The sequence below is a fragment of the Acidovorax bellezanensis genome, assembly GCF_025421555.1.
In the GTDB taxonomy this organism is placed as follows: domain Bacteria; phylum Pseudomonadota; class Gammaproteobacteria; order Burkholderiales; family Burkholderiaceae_C; genus Comamonas; species Comamonas bellezanensis.
This window is the reverse complement of record NZ_JAODYH010000002.1, coordinates 60,622-77,472: the sequence shown is the minus strand read 5'-3', so window position 1 is coordinate 77,472 and position 16,851 is coordinate 60,622. Positions and strand designations below refer to the sequence as shown.

Annotated in this window: 14 protein-coding genes; 11 read left to right on the top strand and 3 right to left on the bottom strand. The window is 64.7% G+C overall.

Features of this window, described 5'->3' with window-relative positions; all coding sequences use genetic code 11:
* Nucleotides 1-23 precede the first annotated feature (23 nt).
* Nucleotides 24-410 (bottom strand): VOC family protein, encoded by a 387-nt coding sequence (locus tag N0K08_RS03100; protein WP_261498544.1) that lies wholly within the window; start codon nt 408-410, stop codon nt 24-26.
* Nucleotides 411-630: 220 nt separating this feature from the next.
* Here N0K08_RS03100 and N0K08_RS03095 point away from each other — a divergent pair, with 220 nt between their 5' ends.
* Complete coding sequence (locus N0K08_RS03095; protein ID WP_261498543.1) at nt 631-2,178, top strand: methyl-accepting chemotaxis protein; 1,548 nt, start codon at nt 631-633, stop codon at nt 2,176-2,178.
* Between the two features lie 49 nt (nt 2,179-2,227).
* On the opposite strand, the gene N0K08_RS03090 is transcribed toward N0K08_RS03095, so the two are convergent.
* Nucleotides 2,228-2,986, bottom strand: coding sequence for an IclR family transcriptional regulator (locus tag N0K08_RS03090; protein WP_261498542.1), 759 nt, complete (start codon nt 2,984-2,986; stop codon nt 2,228-2,230).
* 125 nt (nt 2,987-3,111) lie between these two features.
* Here N0K08_RS03090 and N0K08_RS03085 point away from each other — a divergent pair, with 125 nt between their 5' ends.
* The 9 genes from N0K08_RS03085 to N0K08_RS03045 all read left to right on the top strand — a co-directional run bounded on the left by N0K08_RS03085 (nt 3,112) and on the right by N0K08_RS03045 (nt 13,977).
* Nucleotides 3,112-3,996 (top strand): SDR family oxidoreductase, encoded by an 885-nt coding sequence (locus N0K08_RS03085; protein WP_261498541.1) that lies wholly within the window; start codon nt 3,112-3,114, stop codon nt 3,994-3,996.
* A 16-nt stretch (nt 3,997-4,012) separates the two neighbouring features.
* Nucleotides 4,013-5,431 (top strand): flavin-containing monooxygenase, encoded by a 1,419-nt coding sequence (locus N0K08_RS03080; RefSeq protein WP_261498540.1) that lies wholly within the window; start codon nt 4,013-4,015, stop codon nt 5,429-5,431.
* 36 nt (nt 5,432-5,467) lie between these two features.
* Nucleotides 5,468-6,397 (top strand): bile acid:sodium symporter family protein, encoded by a 930-nt coding sequence (locus N0K08_RS03075; RefSeq protein ID WP_261498539.1) that lies wholly within the window; start codon nt 5,468-5,470, stop codon nt 6,395-6,397.
* A gap of 8 nt (nt 6,398-6,405) precedes the next feature.
* Nucleotides 6,406-7,413 (top strand): SDR family oxidoreductase, encoded by a 1,008-nt coding sequence (locus N0K08_RS03070; RefSeq protein WP_261498538.1) that lies wholly within the window; start codon nt 6,406-6,408, stop codon nt 7,411-7,413.
* A gap of 155 nt (nt 7,414-7,568) precedes the next feature.
* Nucleotides 7,569-8,756, top strand: a complete 1,188-nt coding sequence (locus N0K08_RS03065; RefSeq protein ID WP_261498537.1) for an ABC transporter substrate-binding protein — start codon at nt 7,569-7,571, stop codon at nt 8,754-8,756.
* A gap of 87 nt (nt 8,757-8,843) precedes the next feature.
* A complete protein-coding gene (locus tag N0K08_RS03060; RefSeq protein ID WP_261498536.1) occupies nt 8,844-9,764 on the top strand; it encodes a branched-chain amino acid ABC transporter permease in 921 nt (306 codons plus the stop codon).
* Nucleotides 9,764-11,602 (top strand): branched-chain amino acid ABC transporter ATP-binding protein/permease, encoded by a 1,839-nt coding sequence (locus N0K08_RS03055; protein WP_408642895.1) that lies wholly within the window; start codon nt 9,764-9,766, stop codon nt 11,600-11,602. The genes N0K08_RS03060 and N0K08_RS03055 overlap by 1 nt, the downstream gene beginning before the upstream one ends.
* Complete coding sequence (locus tag N0K08_RS03050; protein ID WP_261498535.1) at nt 11,595-12,320, top strand: ABC transporter ATP-binding protein; 726 nt, start codon at nt 11,595-11,597, stop codon at nt 12,318-12,320. Before N0K08_RS03055 ends, N0K08_RS03050 begins: the two co-directional genes overlap by 8 nt.
* Nucleotides 12,321-12,342: 22 nt before the next feature.
* The gene (locus tag N0K08_RS03045) at nt 12,343-13,977 is read left to right on the top strand and encodes an AMP-binding protein (protein WP_261498534.1); all 1,635 of its coding nucleotides are present in this window, start codon (nt 12,343-12,345) and stop codon (nt 13,975-13,977) included.
* A 44-nt stretch (nt 13,978-14,021) separates the two neighbouring features.
* On the opposite strand, the gene N0K08_RS03040 is transcribed toward N0K08_RS03045, so the two are convergent.
* Nucleotides 14,022-15,302 carry a hydroxymethylglutaryl-CoA reductase, degradative gene (locus N0K08_RS03040; protein WP_261498533.1) on the bottom strand — a complete coding sequence of 427 codons (1,281 nt, stop codon included), beginning with the start codon at nt 15,300-15,302 and terminating at the stop codon, nt 14,022-14,024.
* Nucleotides 15,303-15,430: 128 nt separating this feature from the next.
* Here N0K08_RS03040 and N0K08_RS03035 point away from each other — a divergent pair, with 128 nt between their 5' ends.
* Nucleotides 15,431-16,816: an aminotransferase-like domain-containing protein gene (locus N0K08_RS03035; protein ID WP_261498532.1), complete on the top strand. Its 1,386-nt coding sequence runs from the start codon at nt 15,431-15,433 to the stop codon at nt 16,814-16,816.
* The last annotated feature ends 35 nt before the right edge of the window (nt 16,817-16,851 follow it).

The window sequence follows — 16,851 nt, the reverse complement described above, 5'->3', positions numbered from 1 at the left end:
ATTTTGCGTTGAACGCGGGCGTGCTAACTTTCCGGAATGTCCTCATGGATGCACAGATAGTTGCCTTCCGTGTCCTTGAACCAGGCGGCCTTTTCCGCGCCCAGCACGCAGACATGGTTGACGGTTTTCAGTTCCGGGAAGTCATAGTCTTCGAAGCTCACGCCAGCGCGCTTCAATTCATCGATGCTGGCGACGATGTCCTTGACGCGAAAACTGATGGCCGTGTGGTCGGCCTTGGTGCCTTCGGGTTTGGGAAACAGTGCCAGGGTGGTGTCGCCCACGCGGTAAACGAATTTACCGTCAGGCCGCAAGCCGCCGGGTTGCAGGCCCAGGCAGCCTTCATAGAAGCTGCGGGCGCGAGCCATGTCCTTGACCGGAAGCATGGTCGTCACAGAGGAGTTGGACAACATGGGGCATCCTTTCGCTGCGTTCAATCCAGCGACGGCCTGGTGATGGGCGTGCGCGGACCGGGTCCATAGCTTACGCCCAACAGGCCAGGGGTGCCAGCCGTCGACCCGCAGCGGTCGCCTTGCTGAATGCTTGGGAAATTGTTAAAAATTGTTCATAATTGTCTGATTTTGTTTCTGATCTGCATCAAATGCACGTGCATTGGATGCAGGCTGCTTCGCTATGCGCTTTAGCTCTCGTCTCATTTTCTGTACGGCTGCGCCTGCAGTCCTTTTTGTTTTCGCGCTGCTGAGCAGTCAGTGGGGCTTGACGCGTACCGAGTCCGACTTTGACGATTACCTGAGGAAAGACCAGGCCGTTGTCACGCAGTTGCAGGAGCTGTATGCGCAAGGCCTGCAATCCGGGCAAGCCGTGCGCAATATCGTGCTCGATCCGGCGGACCGGCAAGCGGTGGAAAACCTGCGCAACGCGCGCCAGGCATATGACGCGGCTTATGGGGATGTGCGCCAGCTCGTGCAGGGTTCGCCCATGGAGGCGGCGGTCAGCAGCATGCAGGCGCTGCGCAAGGCACAGTCCGATGAGCAGGATAAGGTGGTCATGCTGGCCGGGCAGGATAAGGACGCGGCCGCGGCGGCGCTCAAGGCACAGGAAACTCCCGCTTGGCGCAAGCTGCGCAGTGCACTGTTGAAACAGCTGCAGGTTGCGCGTGAAGGGGCCGAAGCATCGCACCAAGCCACGCGCAATGCGGCACAGCGCATGCAATGGTGGTCTGCCGCGCTGGCGTTGTTCGCGGCGGCGGTGGCTGCCGTCTTGCTGTGGGTGATGGTGCGCACGCTGCGCGCGGAACTCGGGGGCGAACCGGCCGAAGCCCGTGATGCCCTGCACCGTGTCGCCGGCGGGGATCTGGCGGAAGTGCACAGTGTTTCCGCGGCGCAGGGCTTGATGGCCGAGCTGCAGCGCATGCGCGCGTCCTTGCGTGAGCTGGTGCAACGTGTGCACCACGCCGCGGTCCAGATGCACCATGCGTCCAGCGAAATTGCCCAGGGCAATACCGAGCTTTCGCAGCGTACTGAAAGCCAGGCCAGCGCCTTGGAAGAAACAGCGGCCAGCATGGAGCAGCTCAACGTGACGGTGCGCCAGAACGCGGACAACGCACAGACGGCGAATCAACTGGCGCAAAGCGCTTCGGACGTGGCTTTGCAAGGCGGAGAGGTGGTGGCTCGCGTGGTGGAGACCATGAAGGGCATCAGTGCGAGCAGCCACCGCATTGCCGACATCATCAGCGTGATCGACGCCATCGCCTTTCAAACCAATATCCTGGCGCTGAACGCCGCGGTGGAAGCGGCACGCGCGGGTGAGCAAGGCCGTGGTTTTGCCGTGGTCGCCACCGAAGTCCGGGCGCTGGCCAAGCGCAGTGCCGATGCGGCCAGGGAGATCAAGGAATTGATCACGTCCAGCATGGAGCGCGTGGAAAGCGGCAGCATGCTGGTCGATCAGGCGGGAGACACCATGGGCGACATCGTGACGGCCATTCGCCGTGTGACGGACATCATGGGCGAGATCAGCGCGGCCAGCGGCGAACAAAGCGCGGGTGTGGCGCAGGTGGGCGACGCTGTTGCGCAGATGGACCAGACAACGCAGCAAAACGCAGCCTTGGTCGAGGAAAGCGCGGCCGCCGCCCAGGGGCTGCGCCAGCAGGCCGAAAGTCTGCTGCAGGCCGTCTCCGGCTTTCAGACGGAGCGTGCCGCGCCAGCCTTGCTCCGGGGCTGATGCCCGCGGCACCGCCGCAAGATTGCGCGGATGCCAAGCCCCTGCCCATTCAGGCCAGGGTTCGGCCCAGGGCCTGCGCTGCTGCGTGCAGGCGCGGCACTTTTTCCAGTGCCTGCTGCAGCGTCATGCGGGCCACCGGCGCCTGCAAGGCGACCGCGCAGCGCACGCTGCGCTTGTCGCTGCTGAAGACCGGCACGGCCACGCAGACCAGGCCGTCGACGAACTCTTCGGCATCCACGGCATAGCCCTGCTTGCGTATGCGTGCAAAGTCATCGTGCAGGGCGGCACTGGTGACCAGTGTGGTTCCGGTGTAGCGCGCAAGCGGCAGGCCATCGAGTAGCAAAGCCCGCTGCCTGGGGGCGAGGTGCGCCAGGATGAGCTTGCCGCTGGCGGAGCAGTGAATCGGCACACGGGTGCCAGGGCGCAGATTGAGTTGCAGCGGGAAGGCGGATTCAATGCGGTCCAGATACACCACTTCCACGCCAGACAGCGTGGTGAGGTTGCAGCTTTCGCCGATATCCGCGACCAGTTGCCGCAGGACGACGTGGCGCACGCCTTGCTGGGCGCTGCCTGCCAACGTGGCTTCCGCCAGGCGCAGCAGGCGGGGAGCGACGGCGTAGCGGCGGCCATCGGGTTCGCGGGCCAGCAGGCCACCGCTTTCCAACTGGTTGAGCAGGCGGTGCACGCTGGGCTTGGGCCAGCCGCTGGCGGCAATGGTCTCGGCCAGCGTCAAAGGGCGGGCCTCGCGCGCCAGGATTTCCAGCAGGTCAAACAGGCGCAGCCCGGTGGGGGCAGTGGGTTCTTGCATAAATCTCAGATTCCGAGACGAATTGGCAAAATTTTGCGAGATTTTCCGCGCTTCTTATAGAGTGGAAACCGCATGCCGTGGCCGCTTGCCAAGCTCCCCATCCGCCACCTCCACCCGAGATCTCCATGCCTTTGCAAACCACGTCCTCGCCCCGCTTTCGCAACGCTGTGCTGACCGGCGCCTGTGGCGGTTTGGGGCAGGCGTTGGCGCGCGAACTGATTGCCCAAGGGGGGCAGGTCGCCCTGCTGGGTCTGGACAGTGCCGTTCTTGCATCGTTGGCGTCGCTGGCTCCGCAGCGCTGCGCGGTGTATGTGCTGGATGTGTCGGATGAGCAGGCCATGCAGGAGGTGGCATGCGACTGGATACGCCATGCGGGCGTGCCGGATCTGGTGATTGCCAATGCCGGTGTGGCGGGAGGCTTCGATACCGTGCAGAGCCAGGACCTGGCGGTGCTGCGCCGCATGCTGGAGATCAATTTGATGGGGCCGGTGATTACCTTCCAGCCCTTCTTGCAGGCCTTGAAAGACCAGCCCGATGCAGGCTGCGCCCTGGTGGGTGTGGCCAGCATTGCCGGCTGGCGGGGCGCGCCGGGCAATGGCGCTTACTGCGCAAGCAAAGGCGGTTTGATCCGCTATCTGCAAAGCCTGCGCGCCGAGCTGCGCGGCAGCCGGGTCCGTGTGCACACGGTCTGCCCGGGCTATTTGCGCACGCCGCTGACGGCCGGCAATACCTTTGTCATGCCGGGCCTGATGGAGCCGGATGACGCGGCGCGTCGCTTGCTGGCTGGCGTGGCCAAGGGGCGCGAGACGATTGTCCTGCCCCGCCGTATCGGTTGGCTGTCGCGTTTGCTGGGCTGCTTGCCGGAAGCGCTGCACGACAGACTGCTCAATGGCCAGCCGCGCAAGCACAGGGTGGGAGAGCCGGGCGCCACCAGCATTCCAGGCCTGGAGGCCGGCAGCGCTGCCTCCCCGCGGCGGCCCGAACAGCGCGAACCGGTGGCGGGACGCTGATGACGAGAACAAAACAATGACGGAGACCATCACCATGCGCAATGACAGCCACACCACCCCGGCGCCGACCGCCGCCGCGGTTCAGGTCGAGCCCAGACCCGCGTTCGGGCCCGAAAGCGGGTGTCAGTCCACCGAGGACATGATTGCCTTGATAGGCGCGGGGCCATCGGGTCTGGCCGGGGCACGGAATCTGCAAAGAATGGGCCTTGCCTTCCAGGGGCTGGAAGCCTATAGCGATGTCGGCGGTCTATGGAATATCGAGAATCCGCGCTCCACCGTGTACGAGTCCGCGCACCTGATTTCCAGCAAGCGCACCACGGAGTTCGCGGAGTTTCCCATGGCCGATGACGTGGCGGACTACCCCAGCCACCGTGAGCTGTGCCGCTATTTCCGTGCGTTTGCCGACCACTTCGATCTGCGCCGCCACTTTCGCTTTGGCGTGCGTGTGGAAAGCGTGGCGCCGGTGCGGCCTGACGATCCGGATACACCGTGGCGCGTGACCCTGCGCGACAGCAAGGGGGCGCAGGAAGTCGCCGAGTACAAGGGCGTGGTGATTGCCAACGGCACGCTGGCCGAGCCCAGCATGCCTTCATTCCAGGGGCGGTTTTCCGGTGAGCTGCTGCATACCAGTCAGTACAAGAATGCCGAGCAATTCAAGGGCAAGCGGGTGCTGATCGTGGGGGCTGGAAACTCGGGTTGCGACATTGCCGTGGATGCCGTGCATTACGCCCGGAGCGTGGATATTTCCGTGCGCCGGGGCTACTACTTCGTGCCCAAGTATGTGTTTGGCAAACCCGCGGATACCTTGGGCGGCAAACGCCCGCTGCCGCGCTGGCTCAAGCAGAAAGTGGACAGCACCGTACTCCAATGGTTCACGGGTGATCCGACGCGCTTCGGCTTTCCCAAGCCCACGTACAAGATGTACGAATCCCACCCCATCGTGAACTCGCTCATCCTGCACCACCTGGGCCATGGCGATATCCATGTGAAGGCCGATGTTGCGCATTTCGAGGGCCGCACGGTGCACTTCAAGGATGGCAAGAGCCAGGACTACGACATGGTGCTGGCCGCCACCGGCTATACGCTGCACTACCCGTTCATGGACCGCGCGCATCTGAACTGGAAGGGCATGGCCCCGCAGCTGTACATGAATATCTTTGCTCCGCGCTATCACCGGCTGGCGGTGCTGGGAATGATAGAGGCCAGCGGCATCGGCTGGCAGGGGCGCTATGAGCAGGCCGAGCTGGTGGCGCGTTATTTCAAGGGGCTGGAAGGAAAGACCCCTGCGGCACGGCGCATGCAGGCGGCCATTGCCGGGCCTTCGCCTGACCTGACGGGAGGCTATCGTTATCTGCAGCTGGAGCGCATGGCGTATTACGTGCACAAGGACACCTACCGCACCGCGGTGCGTGAAGCTTGCGCGGCATTGGCTTGATGCTTGGCCAGGACATGAAAACAGACGGAGACCCCCATGCTGCCTATCGATGAAATTCGGCTGAACTTCAACCCCGCCTCGCTCGTGCTGCTCAATGTGGTGCTGGCCTTCTTGATGTTTGGCATTGCGCTCGACACCAAGATCGAGGATTTTCGCCGGGTGACGCGCATGCCATGGGCCATGGCGGTCGGCATTGTTGCGCAGTTCGTGGTCTTGCCCGCCGTGACGTTTGCGCTCAGCTTGCTGCTGGGCGTGGGGCCCAGTATTGCGCTGGGCATGATTCTGGTCGCGTGCTGCCCTCCGGGCAATATCTCCAACATCCTCACCCACAAGGCGCGTGGCAACGTGGCCTTGTCGGTGTCGATGACGGCCATCTCCAACGTCCTGTCCGTGGTGGTGATGCCGCTGAATTTTGCTTTCTGGGGGGCGCTGCACCCCACGGCATCCGTGCTGTTCAAGAGCATTGCGCTGGATCCACTGGAAATGGTGGGGCACATCATCGCCATCATCGGCATTCCCTTGCTGCTGGGGCTGTGGTGCTCGCACCAGTTTCCGGGGTTCACGCGGCGCATCAAGAAACCGGCGGGCATCCTGAGCTTTCTGGCATTGCTGGGCTTCATCGTCGGCGCGATTGCGGGCAACTGGCAGTTCTTCGTCGACTACGCGGGCCTGGTGCTGCTGGCGGTGGCCCTGCATGATGCCGTGGCCTTTGCCACCGGCTATCTTTGTGCGCGCCTGACGGGGCTGGAGGACTACGAACGCCGTGCCGTCACCATGGAAGTCGGCGTGCGCAACGCGGGCTTGGGCCTGGTGCTGATCTTCAGCTTTTTTGGCGGGCTGGGCGGCATGGCCGTGGTGGCTGGCGTCTGGGGGTTCTGGGACATCATTGCCGGCTTGGCGCTGGCCTCGTTGTGGGGGCGCAAGGCCCCCAAGGGCGGGCCTATCCTGGCGGGGCAGACGGCATGAGCGCCGGGATGAAAAACGCGACCGACGCCACAGCAACGCCCAGGGCGCGGCGCATCCTGATCACCGGCGCGGACGGCTTCCTGGGGCGCAGTGTCGTGCAGGCCTTGGCGCAGCGCCCGGACACGCATGTGGTGGCCCTGGACAGGCGCGAAGTGCCTGCGCAGCAGCGTGTGGCCGGCGTGCACTACGCACAGATGGATGTGCGTGATCCGTCCTTGGGCAGTGAGCTGCGCGCGCACGGGATCGATACGGTGGTGCATCTGGCATCCATCGTCACTCCGGGCAAGGATTCCAACCGCGCGCTGGAGTTCGATGTGGACGTCAACGGTTCGCGCAACGTGCTGACCGCGTGCGTCGCGCAAGGGGTCGGGCATGTGGTGGTGTCCTCCAGCGGCGCAGCCTATGGCTACCATGCGGACAACCCGGCCTGGCTGCAGGAGCACCACGCGCTGCGCGGCAACGAGGCCTTTGCCTACTCCGACCACAAGCGCCAGGTGGAGGAGATGCTGGCCCAGTGGCGCGTGCAATCTCCGCAGCTGGCGCAAACCGTGCTGCGCATCGGCACCATTCTGGGCGAGCGGGTGGACAACCAGATCACGGCCTTGTTCGAGAAGCCGCGTCTTCTCGCGATTCGCGGCAGCGCAAGCCCGTTCGTCTTCATCTGGGACCAGGATGTGACCGGGGCCTTGCTGCATGCCCTCGATGGCGCGACACCGGGCTGCTACAACCTGGCGGGTGATGGCGCGCTGACGATCCACGAAATCGCCCAGCGTCTGGGCAAACGCACGCTGAACCTGCCCGCGGGTCTGCTGCGCTCGGCCCTGTGGCTGGGCAGCCGCTTGGGAGTCAGCCGCTATGGTCCCGAGCAACTGGACTTCTTGCGCTATCGCCCGGTCCTGCTCAACACCTCGCTCAAGCAATGGGGTTATGTCCCGAGCAAGACCAGTGCCGAGGCCTTTGCGGCCTTCATCGCGGCACGCGAGGCCCAAGGCCGTCCGCTGAACGCGGCGGCGTAGGCCCGCTTTGCACCGCCGGGGACTGTATCGCGCAACTGTACCTGTCGGGATGGATACAGTTTGTCTATATTGACCTGACACCAAGGGGACTGCCTTATCCGACGCCCAGGCGCGGGAGGCAGTGATCTGACAAAAGTCGTCAATAGGAGACAAGCATGAACTGGTTCAAAGGATTTGCCAAAACGGCGATTGCCGCCGCCATCGTATCGGGCACGGCCTACGCGCAGGACATCAAGATCGGCTACAACGCCGACATGTCGGGCAGTGGCGTGGCCGAGCTGGGGATTTCGGGACGCTGGGGCTTCGAGGCGGCCATCGAGGACATCAACAAGGCGGGCGGCATCATGGGCCGCAAGGTGGTGGGCGTCATTCGCGACGACCTGGGCACGCCGCCCAAGTCCATCCAGAACATGACCGAGCTGATCGACAACGAGAAAGTCTCGGCCGTGGTCGGACCGGCCAACTCCGGCAATGCGCTGGCCTGGTTGCATCTGCCCCAGCAAAAGAAGATTCCGGTGCTGGTGCCGATTGCCACGGGCTCGGAGATCACCACCCGCTATGCGAACGAAGCGCAGAACTACCTGTTCCGCATTTCCATGGTGGACCGCGAGCAGTCCGCGCTGCTGGCCGCCTATGCGGTCAAGCATTCCCAGGGCAAGAAGATTGCCGTTCTCGCCGATTCCACCGGCTACGGCCAGGGCGGCACCAAGGATGCGACGGCGATTCTGGAGCTGCATGGCATCAAGCCCGTGGCCGTGGAAAAGTTCGGCCCCAAGGACACGGACATCACTTCGCAGCTGTCCAAGATCAAGGCGGCCGGCGCGGATACGGTGATCGTCTACGGCCTGGCCGACGGCACGGCCCAGGTGCTGCGCAGCATGGAGAAGATCAACTACCTGCCCACCACCCTGGGTGCCTGGGGCAATCTGAGCTCGCTGTTCCCCAAGATGACGGGCCCCAAGCTGTCCGAGCACCTGATCATGGCGGCGTCCACCACGGAAGACACCAACGCCAAGACCAAGGCGCTGGGCGAGCGCGTGCGCAAGAACTTTCCCACGCTGACCACCTTCCCCTGCGCGGCGCAAAGCTATGACTCGGTGATGCTGCTGGCGGCCGCCATGAAGCAGGCCAACAGCACGGACGGCCCCAAGGTGGCGGCAGCGCTGGAAAACATCAAAGGCGTTCAGGGCGTGATCAAGACCTATGACCAGCCGTTCACCAAGACCATGCACGAAGGTCTCAATGTCAACGACTTCTACCTGGCCCGCTGGAAAGGCGACACCGTGGTGAAGTACGAAGACTCCGTGACCAAGGGCTTCCAAGTGGCTGACTTCAAGAAGTAAATCCCTCTCGTGATGGGAGCCGCTGGCGGACTGCACAGGCAGTCCGCCAGCATTTGGCATGTATGGCGAGCGATGGGAGTTGCACGTATGGGAGTCAGTATTCTTCAGGCCGTGTTCAGCGGCCTGGCATTGGGCAGTATTTATGCCCTGGTGGCCTTGGGTTTCAACATCACCCACAACACCACCAAAACCTTCAATTTCGGCCAGGGCGAATTCCTGGTCGCTGGCGCCTTCATCGGCGTCTCGGCCTTGCTGCTGCTGTCGGGCCACGACTTCAAGGGCAGCCTGCAGGAAGCGGAAGTGACGCTGGCGCGTTATGGCCTGAGCCTGCTGGCCACGGTCGTGATCATGGGCCTGCTGGGCATTGTTGTGTACTACGCCGCCATTCGTCCGTTCATCGGCCAAGGCGGCCTGGCCTGGGTGATGAGCACCATCGGTTTCGGCATCATCATCCAGAACATTGCGTTGGCCATCTGGGGGCCTTCGCCCATGGTCATGCCTTCCCCGCTGGGCAGCGAGGTGCTGCGCATTGGCGGGGCCGGTGTGCTGCCGCAGGAAATCCTGGTGCTGTGCGTCAGCGTCAGCCTGATGCTGTGCCTGGACACCGTGATGCGCAAGACCCGCCTGGGCAAGGCCGTGCACGCCGTGGCCCAGAGCAGCTCGGCGGCGACGCTGATGGGCATCAATGTGACCGCCATCGTGGTGCTGGCCTTCGTGGTCAGTGCCAGCCTGGCCGGCGTCGCCGGTCTGCTGATCGCGCCCATCACCACGGCTTCCGTGTTCATGGGGCTGACCCTGGCGCTCAAGGCGTTTTCATCGGCCATCGTCGGTGGCTTGAGCAATCCCCGGGGCTGCATGCTGGGCGGCTTTCTGCTGGGGCTGATCGAGGCCATGGTGGGCCTGTGGCATGCGGAGCTGCGCGAAATCAGCATCTTCCTGCTGATCATTTTTGTTCTGGTGCTCAAGCCCGAAGGCTTGCTGGGTCAGCGTGTCGTGGAGAAAGTCTGATGAGCCAGTACAAGCACCTTTTGGGCGTCATTGTGTTCGGGGCCCTGGTGGGCCTGATTCCTGTCCTCACCGACAACGGTTTTTATCTCAAGGTTCTGTTTCTCATCGGCGTGAACTACCTGGCGGCCTCGGGGCTGAACGTGCTGGTGGGCTATGCGGGGCAGAAGTCGCTGGGCCACGCCGGTCTGTTTGCGGTCGGTGCCTACACGACGGCGCTGCTCACCGCCAAGCTCGGCTGGAACCCCTGGCTGGCCTTCGCCGCCGCCGGCGTGATGGCCGGCGTGTTCGGCGTTGTGATCGCCTTGCCGGCGCTGCGCGTCAAGGGACCGGCGCTGGCCATGGTGACCATAGGCTTTGGCGTGGTGGTGGAGAAAGTGGTCTCCGAATGGCAGGATGTGTTTGCCGGCCAGCAGGGCATTTACGGCGTGCTGCCGCTGACGTTCAACGGCGAGATGCTGGATGCGCGGCAATGGGTGTGGCTGGTACTGCTGCTGGGGCTGGCCACGCATTTGATGCTGCGCTCCTTGCTGCGCGGCAAGTTCGGCCGGGCCTTCATGGCCGTGAACACCGCCGAAGTGGCGGCCGAGAGCGTGGGTGTGAGCGTCTACAGGTACAAGGTGCTGGCCTTTGTCATCAGCGCCGTCACCTGCGGTTTTGCCGGCGCGCTGATCACCCAGCAGAACCAGTACATCAACTCCGACTTCATCACCTTCAACCTGTCGGTGTTCTTCTTGCTGATCGTGCTGTTCGGCGGACGCTCCGTGTACGGCCCCTTGCTGGGCGCCGTGGTGCTGACGCTGCTGGATGCATTCCTGGCGCGCTGGCCCGGTGTGCAGCATTTCACTTACGGCGCGCTGCTGCTGTTCGCGCTGTATGCAATGCCCAACGGACTGTCGGGGGCGCTGTCCGGGATTTTCCGCCGCCGTGGCGCGCAAAAGGCCATGCCTGAGCGCTCCGATCTGCCGCCCATGGCATGGGCGCCGCGCGACGGCCAGCCCGGCGGCCAGGTGCTGCTGCGCACGCAAGGTCTGTACAAGGCCTATGGCGGCGTGGTGCCGACCAACAATCTGGACATCGAGATCCAGACCGGCCATGTGCATTCGCTGATCGGCCCCAACGGCGCGGGCAAGACCACGCTGCTGAACATCCTGTCGGGCATCGTTCCGCCGAGCAAGGGCAGCATCGAGTTCCGCGGCACCAGCATCGTGGGCCGGCCTGTCCACCAGATCTGCAATATGGGCCTGGGCCGCACCTTCCAGAACCTGAAGCTGTTTGCCGACATGTCGGTGATAGACAACGTGAAGCTGGGCCTGCACCAGCATATTCGCGCCGGCTTCTGGGCCTACCTGCTGGGCCTGCCCACGGCGGCCAGGGATGAAGTCAAGGCCACGACCGAGTCCTTGCAGATTCTGCAGTTCCTGGGCTTGCAGGCCCACGCCCAGGCGCTCGCCGGCAGCCTGCCGTATGGCGTGCAGCGCCGCGTGGAGCTGGCGCGCGCGCTGGCGACGCGCCCCCAACTGCTGCTGCTCGATGAGCCGGCCGCAGGTCTCAACCCCCAGGAAACGGCGGAGCTGGTGGATGTGATCCGCAGCATCCGCAACCTGGGCATCACCATCTTGCTGATCGAACACCATATGGACCTGGTCATGGCTATTTCCGATCACGTGATCGTGCTCGATTACGGTGAAAAAATTGCCGAAGGGCTGCCGACGGCGGTGCAGAGCAACCCGCGCGTGATTGCCGCCTATCTGGGAACGGACGAGGAGGAGGAGGACCTGTCGCCGCCGCATCCCGCGCCGGTGCGTGCCCCCCTGGGCCTGGGAGAAAGCCATGTCTGAGAAAGCCTTGCTCAAAGTCAACGACCTGCAGGTGAACTATGGCGCGGTGCAGGCCTTGCGCGGCATCAGCCTGGAAGTGCATGCCGGTGAAGTGGTCACCATGATTGGTGGCAACGGCGCGGGGAAAAGCACCTTGATGAAAGCCCTGTCCGGGTTGGAGCCGGCGGCCACCGGCAGCATCCTGTTTGAAGGACAGGACATCACGCGCCTGCCAGGCCATTTGCGCGTGCCTTTGGGCATTGCGCAGTCGCCCGAAGGCCGCCAGGTGTTTGCCGACCAGACCGTGCGCGACAACCTGATGCTTGGTGCCTACCACCGCAAGGTCAGCCGCCAGGCGCTGGACGAGGACATCGAGGCCCAGTTCGACGCCTTTCCCCGCCTGCGCGAGCGCCAGGACCAGATGGCGGGAACCATGTCGGGCGGCGAGCAGCAGATGCTGGCCATCGCCCGCGCGCTGATGGCCAAGCCCAAGCTGCTGCTGCTCGACGAGCCTTCGCTGGGGCTGGCGCCGCTGATCGTCAAGGAGATCTTCGCCATCATCCGCGGCCTGCAGCAAAAAGAGGTCACGATCTTGCTGGTCGAGCAGATGGCCAACCAGGCGCTGGCGGTGGCGGACCGCGCCTATGTGCTGGAAACCGGGCGCATCACCATGCAGGGCGCAGGCCGGGAGCTGCGTGCCGACCCCAAGATCCGCGCCGCATACCTCGGCAGCCATTGAATACAAGGTACAAGGACTGCCTGTGATTGCCATCCATGACGCCAGCACCATTGGCGAGGTGTTTTTCCAAGCCGCGCAACGCTACGCCGACAACAGCCTGATGGCCGTTCCGGTCAATCCGGCGCGCAACTACCATCCGCAAGGCTACGAGATCAGCTACGCCGATGCGGCCGCCCAGGTGCGGCAGCTGATGCGCGACTACCAGCAGGCCGGTTATGGCCTGGGGCACCGCGTGGGCCTGCTGCTCGAGAGCCGGCCCGAGCACATGCTGCACAAGCTGGCGCTGAATGCGCTGGGCGTGTGCTGCGTGCCCGTCAACCCCGACTACCGCACGGGTGAGTTCGCCTATCTGATAGACCATGCCCGGCTGGACTTGCTGCTGGTGCTCGCCAGCCATGTCGATGCGACCGAGGCCGCGCTGGGCGAAAGCCGGCATCGCCCGCAGGTCGTGGTCTGGGAGCAGTGGGGGCAGGGCCTGCCCGCCGCGGCGCGCCCCGCGCAAAGCGGGCAGGTGGGGCCGGACACGCCCGCCAGCATTCTCTACACGTCGGGCACCACGGGCCGGCCCAAGGGCTGCGTGCTGTCACACCACTACGAAGTGGCCGCGGGCCATGCCTATGCCACGCGCGGCGGCCTGGCCAGCATCCGTGAAGGGGCCGAGAGGCTTTACAACCCGCTGCCGCTGTTCCATGTGAATGCGTCCATCCTGTCGTTCTACTGCATGCTGCTCACCGGCGGTTGCCAGGTGCAGACCGACCGTTTCCAGCCCTCGCGCTGGTGGCAGGAAGTGCGCCAGACCCGCGCGACCATCGTTCACTATCTGGGGGTGGTGATCCAGCTGCTGCAGTTGCAGCCGCCGACGGCCGAGGACCGCGACCACTGCGTGCGCTTCGGCTTTGGCGCCGGGGTCGAGCCGCAGCTGCATGCGGCCTTCGAGGAGCGCTTTGGCTTTCCGCTGCTGGAGTTGTGGGGCATGACCGAGATGGTGCGCGCCATGGTGGATTGCCATGCGCCGCGCCAGGTCGGCAGCCGGGCTTTCGGGCGGGCCGTGGAGGGCGTGCAGGCCAGGGCCGTCGACGATCTGGACCAGGAAGTGCCCGACGGCACGCCGGGCGAGCTGGTCATTCGGCACTCCGAAGAGACGCCGCGCAAGGATTTCTTCAGCGAATACCTGGACGATGCCGCGGCCACCGAAAGCGCCTGGTGCGGCGGCTGGTTTCATACCGGCGACATGGTGGTGCGCGATGACAGCGGCATGTTCCATTTCGTCGACCGGCGCAAGAACATCATCCGGCGCTCGGGTGAAAACATTGCCGCCGCCGAAGTCGAAGCCATGCTGCTGACCCATCCCTGGGTGGAGCAGGCCGCCGTCATGGCGGTGGCCGATGAAGTGCGCGAGGAAGAGGTGCTGGCCTGCATCGTGCTCAAGGCTGGTGTGCCTGACAGCGGCGATCCATCGGCGCTGGCGCAGGCCATCTTCCAGCATTGCCACCAAGCCATGGCCTATTACAAGGCGCCGGGCTGGATCTGGTTCACGCCGCAGATTCCCACCACCGGCACGCAGAAGATCCAGAAGCATGCAATCTTCGCGCGCGGTGCCGACCCGCGCCAGGCGCCGGGCATGCTGGACCTGCGCGCGCTGAAAAAGCGCGGCTGACGCCGGCCGGGCCGGGCCAGGCCTGGCCCGGCCCGTCGCAAGTCTTATGCGTTGGTCGCCAGCAAGGCCTTGGCCCGGTCGACGCTGACATTCTTCTCCTGGGCCATCAGCGCGGCGATGCGCTGGATCGCGCCACCGGTCGCGCCCGCGAGCAAGGCGATGTTGCGCGCATGCAAGGCCATGTGGCCGCGCTGAATGCCTTCGGTGGACAGGGCGCGCAGGGCCGCCAGGTTTTGCGCCAGTCCCACGGCGGCGGCGATTTCTCCCAGCTCCTGCGCGCTTTGCACCTGCATCAGGCGCAGCGCCCAGCGTGCCAGCGGATGGGTCTTGGTGGCGCCGCCCACCAGGCCGACGGGCATGGGCAGCTCGATGCTGCCGACCAGATGGCCTTGCTGGTTCTTTTCCCAACGGGTGAGCGAGGTGTAGCGCCCCGACCGCGCGGCCCAGGCATGGGCGCCGGCTTCCACCGCACGCCAGTCATTGCCCGTGGCCACGATCACCGGGTCGATGCCGTTCATGATGCCCTTGTTGTGCGTGGCGGCGCGGTAGGGGTCGATCTGGGCGAAAGTGTAGGCATCGAGCACGCCTTCTATGACTTCGTGGCCGGTGTACTCCGCCGTGGTCAGGATTTCCGGCGACAGCGTCACGCGCGCGCGCGCCAGTCGCAGGTCGGCCAGGTTGGAGAGAATGCGCAGGCGCACCGTGGCGCCCGTGATCTGCTCGATATAGGGCGACACCGCTTCGGCCATGCTGTTGACGGTGTTGGCGCCCATGGCATCGCGCACATCGACGATCAGGTGCGCCACCACCATGGGGCCCCGGGGCGTGCTGTCGAACACATGGACTTCGACATCCTTGCAGCCGCCGCCCATGCCGATCAGCACCGTGTCCTTGGCATTGGCGCGGGCGATGATTTCGGCCTTGTGCTCCAGCACGACCTGGCGTGCGCCATGCGGGTCGCTCATGCCCACGATCTGGATCTGGGCGCGCATCAGCGGCAGCGTCGACGAGGTGAAAAAGCCACCGCTGTCGCGGGCCAGCTTGGCCATGAAGGAGGCCGCGGCCACCACCGAAGGCTCCTCGACCACCATGGGCACCAGCAGGTTCTTGCCGTTGATCAGGAAGTTGCTGGCGACGCCCAGCGGCAGCTCGAAAGTGCCGACGACGTTTTCAATCATCCCGTCGGCCACGTCCAGGGGCAGGGCGCCCGGCTGGGTCAGGAGTTGCTGGTCTTCGGCCGAAAGGCCGGCGGCTTCGGAGATGTGGCGCAGGCGCTCCAGAGGTGTCATCGAGCGCATGGAGGGCAGGCGGGAGTCGCGGGTCATGGGGTTCCTTGGCGGGCAGTGCAGAAGGTGGAGGTCAGGGTCTTCCCGAAAATGGGGGCCTTGTCTTGCCCGCTACTTTAGGGGTGCTGTACCCTTTGAAGCAGGTACAGTTAGCGAGAACAGATTCCATGGCCACATTGCTTGCAGGTTTCAAGATCCTGGCGGATTCCCTGGAGAGGGAAATCCGCCAGGGCGCGTACAAAGTGGGGGAGAAGCTGCCGTCGCTGCGCGAAATCACGCGTGAGCGCGCCTATGGCAAGAACACGGTGGTGGCCGCGTTCGAGCTGCTGGTGGCGCGGGGGCTGGTGGAGCCGCGGCGCGGCGCGGGCTTTTATGTCAAGGACATCGCCGCGCCGGCCGACATGGACACGCCAGAGCATGGGCTGGGGCGTGCCAAGGACATCGTCTGGCTGATCCGCGAGCAGCTCAAGGACGATCCCCAGGCCATTCGCGCGGCGGATGGCATGCCGCCTGCCGAATGGCTCGCCGGAGCGCGGCTGGACCGTGTGCACCATAAGGTGGCGCGGGGCGGGCTGGGGGCGCTTTTCAGTTATGGCAACCGCTACGGCTACCTGCCGCTGCGCCAGCAACTGGTGCGCAAGCTCGGCGGCCTGGGCATTGAAACCGACCCCCGGCAAATCCTGCTGACCCATGGCGCGAACCAGGCCATGGACCTGGTGCTGCGCTACATGATTCCACCCGGTGCGACGGTGCTGGTCGACGACCCGGGCTATTACTTCCTGTTCGGCAAGCTCAAGGTGCATGGGGCGGAGATTGCCGGCATTCCCCGGCTGGCCGACGGCCCGGACCTGGAGGTGCTCGAGCAGGTGCTGATCCGCAAGCGCCCGCGGCTGTTCTTCGTGCAGTCGATCGGCCACAATCCCACGGGCTCGGACATCAGCGCGGACAAGGCCAGGCGCTTGCTGGCGCTGGCCGAAAAATACAATCTGCTGCTGGTGGAAATGGACCCGCTGGCCGACCTCAAGCCGCATGAGCAGACGCGGCTGTCGGCGCTGGACCAGCTGCAGCGCACGATCTACATCGGCACGTTTTCCAAGTCGCTGTCCGCGGCCTTGCGCGTGGGCTTCATCGCCTGCAGCTCGGACATGGCGTCCGAACTGGCCGACCTCAAGTCCATCGTGCATGTCAGCAGCTCGGAATATGCGGAGCGCACGGTGGACACCATCCTGCGCGAGCGCACCTATGCCAAGCACATCAGTGCGCTGAAGTCGCATGTGGCACAGGCCACCGCGCAGTCGCGCAGACTGCTGGCGGATGCCGGCGCCCATTTTTTCTGCGATCCCCAGGAGAGCCTGTACATGTGGGTGCGGTTTGACGGACTCGACGACTCCCTGGCGCTGTCGGAGTACCTCACCGCGGAGCAGATCACCGTGGCGCCCGGGCGCATCTTCAGCGTGAATCCCGGCGGGGTCAGTCCCTGGATGCGGCTGAACACCGGCATCGTCGTGCATGAGAAATTCCAGGCCATGCTCAAGCGCCGACCGCTGTGGTAGGCCCTGGCTGACTGGACGCCGGCCGGCCTGCTGCG

What these genes read in the sequence shown, in the direction of transcription:
- N0K08_RS03080 (WP_261498540.1), top strand. Translation starts at nt 4,013, where the DNA reads ATGACGGAGACCATCACCATGCGCAATGACAGCCACACCACCCCGGCG.
- N0K08_RS03050 (WP_261498535.1), top strand. Translation starts at nt 11,595, where the DNA reads ATGTCTGAGAAAGCCTTGCTCAAAGTCAACGACCTGCAGGTGAACTAT.
- N0K08_RS03070 (WP_261498538.1), top strand. Translation starts at nt 6,406, where the DNA reads ATGAAAAACGCGACCGACGCCACAGCAACGCCCAGGGCGCGGCGCATC.
- N0K08_RS03095 (WP_261498543.1), top strand. Translation starts at nt 631, where the DNA reads ATGCGCTTTAGCTCTCGTCTCATTTTCTGTACGGCTGCGCCTGCAGTC.
- N0K08_RS03055 (WP_408642895.1), top strand. Translation starts at nt 9,764, where the DNA reads ATGAGCCAGTACAAGCACCTTTTGGGCGTCATTGTGTTCGGGGCCCTG.
- N0K08_RS03035 (WP_261498532.1), top strand. Translation starts at nt 15,431, where the DNA reads ATGGCCACATTGCTTGCAGGTTTCAAGATCCTGGCGGATTCCCTGGAG.
- N0K08_RS03075 (WP_261498539.1), top strand. Translation starts at nt 5,468, where the DNA reads ATGCTGCCTATCGATGAAATTCGGCTGAACTTCAACCCCGCCTCGCTC.
- N0K08_RS03065 (WP_261498537.1), top strand. Translation starts at nt 7,569, where the DNA reads ATGAACTGGTTCAAAGGATTTGCCAAAACGGCGATTGCCGCCGCCATC.
- N0K08_RS03090 (WP_261498542.1), bottom strand. Translation starts at nt 2,986, where the DNA reads ATGCAAGAACCCACTGCCCCCACCGGGCTGCGCCTGTTTGACCTGCTG.
- N0K08_RS03060 (WP_261498536.1), top strand. Translation starts at nt 8,844, where the DNA reads ATGGGAGTCAGTATTCTTCAGGCCGTGTTCAGCGGCCTGGCATTGGGC.
- N0K08_RS03040 (WP_261498533.1), bottom strand. Translation starts at nt 15,302, where the DNA reads ATGACCCGCGACTCCCGCCTGCCCTCCATGCGCTCGATGACACCTCTG.
- N0K08_RS03085 (WP_261498541.1), top strand. Translation starts at nt 3,112, where the DNA reads ATGCCTTTGCAAACCACGTCCTCGCCCCGCTTTCGCAACGCTGTGCTG.
- N0K08_RS03100 (WP_261498544.1), bottom strand. Translation starts at nt 410, where the DNA reads ATGTTGTCCAACTCCTCTGTGACGACCATGCTTCCGGTCAAGGACATG.